Source organism: uncultured Jannaschia sp. (assembly GCF_947494055.1).
Lineage (GTDB): Bacteria > Pseudomonadota > Alphaproteobacteria > Rhodobacterales > Rhodobacteraceae > Jannaschia.
Window position 1 is genome coordinate 1 of the sequence record NZ_CANLTR010000081.1, and the last position, 6980, is coordinate 6980.

Annotated in this window: 6 protein-coding genes and 3 pseudogenes; 3 read left to right on the plus strand and 6 right to left on the minus strand. The window is 65.5% G+C overall.

What is annotated here, in order from left to right; translation table 11 throughout:
• Positions 1–76: 76 nt before the first annotated feature.
• The 6 genes and pseudogenes from Q1A87_RS22470 to Q1A87_RS22495 form a co-directional block, all read right to left on the minus strand.
• Positions 77–632: pseudogene (locus Q1A87_RS22470) on the minus strand (hypothetical protein); the annotation flags it as partial.
• An 83-nt stretch (positions 633–715) separates the two neighbouring features.
• Positions 716–1206, minus strand: a pseudogene (locus Q1A87_RS22475) (transposase); the annotation flags it as partial.
• 108 nt (positions 1207–1314) lie between these two features.
• Positions 1315–2049 carry an ABC transporter permease gene (locus Q1A87_RS22480; RefSeq protein WP_299656778.1) on the minus strand — a complete coding sequence of 245 codons (735 nt, stop codon included), beginning with the start codon at positions 2047–2049 and terminating at the stop codon, positions 1315–1317.
• Entirely contained in the window at positions 2046–2981 is a 936-nt protein-coding gene (locus Q1A87_RS22485; protein WP_299656780.1) for an ABC transporter ATP-binding protein, read from the minus strand. The genes Q1A87_RS22480 and Q1A87_RS22485 overlap by 4 nt, the downstream gene beginning before the upstream one ends.
• Positions 2978–4141: an ABC transporter permease gene (locus Q1A87_RS22490; RefSeq protein ID WP_299656782.1), complete on the minus strand. Its 1164-nt coding sequence runs from the start codon at positions 4139–4141 to the stop codon at positions 2978–2980. Before Q1A87_RS22490 ends, Q1A87_RS22485 begins: the two co-directional genes overlap by 4 nt.
• A gap of 19 nt (positions 4142–4160) precedes the next feature.
• A complete protein-coding gene (locus tag Q1A87_RS22495; protein ID WP_299656786.1) occupies positions 4161–5066 on the minus strand; it encodes an ABC transporter substrate-binding protein in 906 nt (301 codons plus the stop codon).
• Between the two features lie 348 nt (positions 5067–5414).
• On the opposite strand from Q1A87_RS22495, the gene Q1A87_RS22500 reads away from it, so the two are divergent.
• The 3 genes and pseudogenes from Q1A87_RS22500 to Q1A87_RS22505 form a co-directional block, all read left to right on the plus strand.
• Positions 5415–5570: a hypothetical protein gene (locus Q1A87_RS22500; RefSeq protein WP_299656789.1), complete on the plus strand. Its 156-nt coding sequence runs from the start codon at positions 5415–5417 to the stop codon at positions 5568–5570.
• Between the two features lie 98 nt (positions 5571–5668).
• Positions 5669–5902, plus strand: coding sequence for a DDE-type integrase/transposase/recombinase (locus Q1A87_RS24350; protein ID WP_363323058.1), 234 nt, complete (start codon positions 5669–5671; stop codon positions 5900–5902).
• Between the two features lie 491 nt (positions 5903–6393).
• A pseudogene (locus Q1A87_RS22505) lies at positions 6394–6840 on the plus strand (transposase); the annotation flags it as partial.
• Between the last annotated feature and the right edge of the window lie 140 nt (positions 6841–6980).

Sequence of the window (6980 nt, forward strand, 5' to 3'; positions counted from 1 at the left end):
TTTCGATCCGTCATCAGACACTCCTATCCGGGTCTCCTCGACCCTATCAGGGCGTCCACCGGACCGGGGGAAGATCACCTTGTGGAACGATTTCGCCGAACTCGGTTAGGTGGCCACGGAAGGCATCAATGGTCTGGGTACGCTGCCGGATCAGCAGCTCGCGCATGCGGAACACCGCGGTGGCGCCCAGCTTCTCTTCGTTCCTCACCGGCACGAACCGCATGTTCGAACGCTGGTTCATCACCTTCCATCGATCCACCGGATCGATGGATCGCTTCGCGACCGGCTCGAACCCTCGCGAGACGCGCCTCGACGTCGTTCGTCGGCTACCGCGGCTGCACGGCAGCCACGGTCCGCCTCACCGTCGTTCTTCTGTCAGCGCACGAACGGCTTCACATAGGCCGGCGGGATCAATCGGACCTGGCGGCCAAGCTTCCCGATCTATCGCCCCAGTGGTGGGCTGCTCCGCACGCTACCGTCGCAACCTTGGAGGACGGAAGGCGGGCCGGCACCTCGAGCACTTCGCCACGCCGTAGCTTGCGTCGCAGCACCGCCCGCCCGGACGCGTCCGCCCCATGCAGTTGGAAAACATTTGTCGCCAGATCGAGTCCGACCGTGGTAACCTTCGATATGAGCGCTCCCTCACGCGGATCATCGCTGACCCACCTTGGCATGCCAGATGCCGTCAGGGGGGCGGTCACATCACCAAAGCCTGTTCCAGATGCAACTCATCGATCCGGCGCATGAGCGTGAGGTCGGTGTTCGAGGCCAAACGCGGCAGGTCGTACAGGCTGCCCCGGCTGATCCCGAGCGCCTTCGTCCGGCGGGTGATGCTCAGTCCATGATCACGGTCGATCATCGTCTTGCGCTCGGCACCAGACCTGCCTTGCCGAGCGCGCCGGAGATCGGAGTAGGGACCGTGGCCCCGGTGGGCGATCGTAAGCCCTACGGAGCATCCTTCTCAAACGTCAGCTCGCCAATCTTCGCGTGCAACGTCTTCACGTCCACCGCTTAGGCCGCCTCGGCCGCGGCGACGGAAACGCCAGAGGCGCCTTCCAGCAGCTACGCGCGCCACTGCGTGATCTAGGTCGGATGCACGTCGAACTGCTCCGCCAGTTCGGCCAGGGTCTTCTCACCCCTGATGGCGGCCAGCGCCACCTTCGCCTCGAATGCCGGGCTGTGGTTCCGGCGCGGTCGTCTGGTCATGGTTCCTCCTCGCGCTCGGCGATCGTGCCGATGTCGCGCGGACAATCCACTCAGCGCCTCTGTTCCGATTACCCGAGCCGCCGCAGGTCCGCTTGCGCGAGTTCCGCCTTACCCACCGGTGCGACGGACAAGGTGTGCTTCGAGCTGGACGAGTGCGTCGTAGATCAGCACCGCGAACAGCCCCACGATCAGTCCGCCCTGGACCACATATGCCGTGTTGCTGGTCAGAAGGCCGGCGATGATCACTTCACCAAGAGTACGCGCCGCCACGGTGGATCCGATCGTCGCGGTGCCCAGCGAGATCACGACCGACAGACGGATACCTGTCAGCATCACGGGCAGGGCAAGTGGCACTTCCACCTGCACCAACCGCTGCCAGCGATTGAGCCCTATTCCGCGTGCCGCTTCCATCGTGGTCGGCGGGAGAGTCGAAAACCCGGTGACCGCGTTCTCGAAGATCGGCAGCAGGCCGTAGAGGAAAAGCGCCACCAGCGTCGGCCCGGCACCAAATCCGAGCGCGGGCACGGCGAGGGCCAGCACGGCGACCGGCGGGAAGGTCTGGCCCAGGTTGGTGATCGTTCGCGACAGCGGGCGGAAGGCCTCGCCCGCCTGGCGGGTCACCAGGATCGCCAGCGTGACCGCGACCAGCGTCGCCGCCGTCGTGGCCGCCGCGACGAGGCCCAGATGGCTCAGCGATAGCGACAGAAGCGAACTGCGGGCGTAGATGACCGGCGCGCCCTCGGGCGCCAGCGGCGCGAAGACGGGGGTAAACCACGCGGGCTTCAGCACAAGCGCCAGCAGAAGCAGGACCAGCGCCGGACGCAGGATGGCGCCGATCCTCATGCGCGGAGTTCTGCGCGTGCGCGGATGGCATCGAGTGTCACACGCCCGACCACGGCGCCGTCACGTTCCACCGGAACCGCCGTCCGTCCCGTCCATAGGCAGGAAGAGAGCGCATCGCGCAGGCTGGCATCGACTGGAAGCGCCTTGCCCGTCGCGGGGCCGTCCTCGACGACCTCCGACAGGGGGATCAGCGACAGCAGCCGCAGAGGCCGTTCCACGTCGCCTACCATATCCGCCACGAACGTCGTCGCCGGACGCGCGATGATCTCCGCAGGGGTGCCGTGCTGGACGAGCCGGCCGCTGTCCATCACCGCCACCCGGTCGCCCAGGCGAATTGCCTCTTCCATGTCGTGGGTCACCAGCATGATGGTCGAGCCGAGCGCCTTCTGGATCCGGCGCAGATCATCCTGCGCCCGGGCCCGGATGATCGGATCCAGCGCGCCGAAGGGTTCGTCCATCAAGAGCAGGTCGGGGCGCGAGGCCAGCGCCCGCGCCACGCCCACGCGCTGTTGCTGCCCACCCGACAGCTCGGCCGGAAGCCGGTCGCGAAACTGTGCGGGGTCCATCGAGAACAGGGCGAGCAGTTCATCGACGCGGGTGCGGATCCGGTCCTTGGGCCAGTTCAGCAGCTTCGGCACCGCGCCGATGTTGCGCGCGACCGTGTGATGCGGGAACAGCCCGTGGCCTTGGATTGCGTAGCCGATCCGCCGCCGCAGGAGATGCGGCTTCGTCGCGCGGGTCGACATGCCGTTGATCCGCACCTCGCCCGAGCTGGGCTCCTCGAGCCGGTTGATCATGCGCAACAGCGTGGTCTTGCCGGATCCCGACGTGCCGACAATGACGGTGATCGTGCCGGTTTCGGCCGTCATCGTGACGGCGTCCACGACGTTGACCCCGTCGTAGGTCTTGGTGATCCGGTCGATCTCGATCATCTGGCCCTCCCGGATCCCGGCCGTGCCAGCTCGACGAGGATGTCCATCACGACGGCCGAAGCGACCGCCAGCGCCACGGTCGGCAGCGCCCCCAGCAGGATCAGGTCGGTTGCGGTCTGGTTCAGCCCCTGGAACACGAAGGTGCCGAAGCCGCCGCCGCCGATCAGCCCGGCGATGACCGCCAGACCGACGTTCTGAACCAGCACGACACGCAGGCCGGTGAGGATGACCGGCAGACCCAGCGGCAGCTCCACCCTCAGGAGGCGCTGGCGCGGCGTCATGCCCATGCCACGCGCGGCTTCGAGCGCCGCGGGCGGGGCCGAGGCGAGGCCGGTGACGGTGTTCCCTACGACGGGCAGCAGCGAATAGAGTACCAGCGCCAGAAAGGCGGGGGCGAAGCCGATCCCGGCAATGCCGATGGCCTGCGCGCCGGGGACGCGGTCCCCGACCCAACCGAGTATCGGGATCATGAGGCCGAACATCGCCAGCGACGGAATGGTCTGAAGAAAGCTGAGAACCGGTAATATCGTGCCGCGGAGACGGAATTGGCGGTGGCATAGGATGCCCAGTGGAAATCCGATTGCTGCCGCCGTCGCGAGCGAGCCAAAGGCGAGCGCCAGATGTCTCAGGACTGCATCGGCAAACGCAGCCTTGCGGCTGGCATATTCCTGCAGGATCGATAGCTGTGACAGGACTCCCGACCACAAGATCAGCGCCAGCGCGCCCGTCACTGCCGCCAGCAGCGCCCCCCGCGCCAGCGGCCCTGGCGCCATCCGGGCCAGCGAATCCGCCATCAGCAGCATCAGGATGACCAGCAGGCACCAGAATCCGATGGCGGGCGAGACCCGGGCGTAGTCGCCGGCCCCCTCCAGCAATTGCGGCGCGCCCTGCATCAGCAGCCACAGAAGACCGCCCAGTCCGAGAACCGACCCGGCAAGGCGCAGGCGTGGCCATTCCGACGGCAGGCCGAGCAGCAGGCCCGCCCCTATGACCGCCACTCCGGGCAGGGTGACCGCCGGCGCGGTCACAGCCCAGGCCATGACACCCTCTCCGGCGACGATGCGGTTGGCGGCAAGCGTCATGAACGGAGCCGAGAGCGCCGCCAGCCCGAGGGTCGCGAAGAGAAGACCGGGCGGTGACACGCCGCCTCCGGCAATCATTACCGTTGCTCGGCGGGGCTCAGTCGAGCACTCCGGCCTCGGTGAGATAGTCACGCGCCACGGCCTCGGCAGGCTCGCCACCGACCTGGATTCGACCGTTCAGCTGCTGCAGCGTCGTCATGTCCAGATTGCCAAAAATCGGGTTCAGCACCTCCGGGATCGAGGGGTATTCCTCCAGCACCGCGGCTCGGACGATCGGCGTCGGCTCGTAGACCGGCTGCACGCCCTCGTCGTCCACCATCACCACGAGGCCGGTCGCGCCCACGCCGCCATCGGTGCCGTAAACCATGGCCGCGTTCACGCCCGAGGTGCCGCGTGCCGCCGCCTGGATCGTCGCAGCGGTGTCGCCGCCCGACAGGATGACTGTCTGATCCTGCGACAGCTCGAACCCGTAGGTCTCCTGCATGGCAGGCAGGACGGCAGGCGAGGACACGAACTCGGTCGATGCCGCCAGCTTGACCTCCCCCCCGCCGGACACCCACGCCCCGAAATCGGACATCGTGGTCAGGCCGTTCTCCTCGGCCACCGGGCCGGTCACGGCGATGGCCCAGGTATTGTTGGCCGGCGCGCTGTCGAGCCAGGTGATGTCATTCGTATCGGCATCCAGTTCGGCGGCACGGTCATGCGCCGCCTCGGCATCGTTCCAGACATCGCTGTCGGCTTCGTTGAAGAAGAAGGCCGCGTTGCCGGTGTATTCCGGATAGATGTCAATCTGTTCCGCCAAAAGCGCCTCGCGGACGACCTGAGTGGCGCCAAGCTGCAACTGGCGCTCCACCGGCAGACCGGCATCCTCGAGCGCGAGCGCGATCATGTTTCCCAAGAGCCCACCTTCGGTGTCGATCTTGGACGAGACGACGATGTCGGCATGCGCGGTTGCGGTGAAAGCACCGAACAGGCCAGCAACAAGGATCAGGGAAGATTTCATAGAAGGTCGGCTCCTCGCAGGAATGCTTTCGACGCCGCGCAGCGCGGGTTCAAACGGTAATATAGACCAGCCGCCAAGCCTGTCGCCCCCAAAGGCTGAAGAGCGACATCGCTCCCTTCGCGCAGAGCAGAGCATGAAGGCGGCCTGCCCATGATTGCGCAGTGCCTGGACTTTCCGGGTATTGAGAGCGCTTCACGCACTGACCGAGGGTCATGGCATCGCCGGGGTGATACAAGCGGGTCCGGGAAAGCACAGCGGAGGTAAGCCCTGGTCGAGAAGGGACTGTTGCGATGCTGATCGGTTGGCGAGGATGCTGCTTTTCAGAGGCCGAGATAGGAGGAGCATGCCATGCACCGCGATCCGTTCAAGGGACATCGGTTCCGGCATGAGGTCATCCTGCTTGCCGTGCGCTGGTACTACCGGTTTCCGCTTTCCGACCAGGATTTCGCCGATCCTCCGGTCGGGCGCAGGATCAGGGTGGATCGGGCCACGGTCTTCCGGTGAGTCCGGAAGTTGGGTCCCGAGATTGCCAGGCGCGCGTATGCCCACCGCAGCTGGCGCGGCCTGAACTGGCATGTGCCCTTGCGGGACATTGCTACGCAATGCCCTGCCGGGCGACAGACGAGACCTATGTCTGTGCCGCCGGGCAGTGGCGATATCTCCGGCGAGCGGTAGACCAGAACGGCCGGTTCATCGATCTCCGACTACCGTACAGGCGGGATGCAAAAGCCGCCAAGACTTCTCCGAAGCAGGCCAACAAGGTGGTCCGGCTCTATCGACCGATCTCCATCTGCACCCCCTCTTGTCTTATCTCTGTCAGGCCTCCTGCTGCATGATCGAGGCCGATCCTTCGGCTGCGCAGTCGATGGATCGGCGGGGGATGGATTGCACCCCTCTTGGTCGCAAGGGACCGTTCCCTAGAAGGGTCGCCCCCGCCTTTTCTTCTGACCTGAACGGACACCAGGGCGCGAGGCCCGCATGACAAGACGAGGTGGAGGATCATGACCGTGCAAGACACGATCGGCGTGGACGCCTCGAAGGATCATCTGGAAGCCTGCCATGCAAGCGAGCTCGATCATCACCGCTTCGTCAACGACAAGACGGGCCTTGCAGCCCTGTAGCTTACCCCCCTGAAGTAGGGTTAAGCGTTACATAAGGGGGACTTCTTTCTGATCGAGAGGTAGGGTTGTCGTCCTGGGATCTCCATCGCCTTCTCGGCGACGACCTCGGCGGGGGTTCTCCATGAGAAACGCGCGAAAGTTGGTGATGCCCTGAGGGGCGGCATATCGTGGCGGTGTTCAGACGCCGTCAATTCTCAGTCGAGAAAGGTCACCTACCCGAACGCGAGGTGATGACCGGAATTGGACCGGTGCCGGTGAAGGTGCCGCGTGTCCGCGATCGGAAACCTGGCGCGGACAGGATCACCTTCACGCCCAGCATCCTGCCGCGATATCTGCGCAAGGTGAAATCGGTCGAGGAGCCGTTGCCCTGGCTCTACCTCAAGGGGGTGTCTACCGGCGACTTCAGCGAGGCGCTGGCTGCCCTGCTGGGGCCGAACGCCCAGGGCCTGTCCGCCAAGACCATCGCACGGCTGAAGGCAGATTGGTGGAAGGACTATGAGGCTTGGCAGAAGCGCGACCCCGGCGCGCGGCGGTTTCTCTACATCCGGGCCGATGGCGTTTACTTCAAGCCGCGCATGGCCGAGGAAAAACAATGTATTCCGGTGGTCGTGGGTGCTGATGAACACGGCCGCAAGGAGCTTCTGGCGATGACCCCTCTCGTGACATTGCCTACGGCAATACACTGCCGGGCAAGGGACGGCTTCCGCGAAAGCACCCAGAGCCCCCTCTCGGCATCTTTTCCCATGGAAAAGAGCCTGCCGGTCCACGGGACGCGAGGTGCTGCTCGATCTCA

Excerpts from the sequence above, each read along its gene's own strand:
- Q1A87_RS24350 (WP_363323058.1), top strand. The coding sequence starts at position 5,669 with ATGCCCTGCCGGGCGACAGACGAGACCTATGTCTGTGCCGCCGGGCAG.
- Q1A87_RS22485 (WP_299656780.1), bottom strand. The coding sequence starts at position 2,981 with ATGATCGAGATCGACCGGATCACCAAGACCTACGACGGGGTCAACGTC.
- Q1A87_RS22490 (WP_299656782.1), bottom strand. The coding sequence starts at position 4,141 with ATGATTGCCGGAGGCGGCGTGTCACCGCCCGGTCTTCTCTTCGCGACC.
- Q1A87_RS22495 (WP_299656786.1), bottom strand. The coding sequence starts at position 5,066 with ATGAAATCTTCCCTGATCCTTGTTGCTGGCCTGTTCGGTGCTTTCACC.
- Q1A87_RS22480 (WP_299656778.1), bottom strand. The coding sequence starts at position 2,049 with ATGAGGATCGGCGCCATCCTGCGTCCGGCGCTGGTCCTGCTTCTGCTG.
- Q1A87_RS22500 (WP_299656789.1), top strand. The coding sequence starts at position 5,415 with ATGCACCGCGATCCGTTCAAGGGACATCGGTTCCGGCATGAGGTCATC.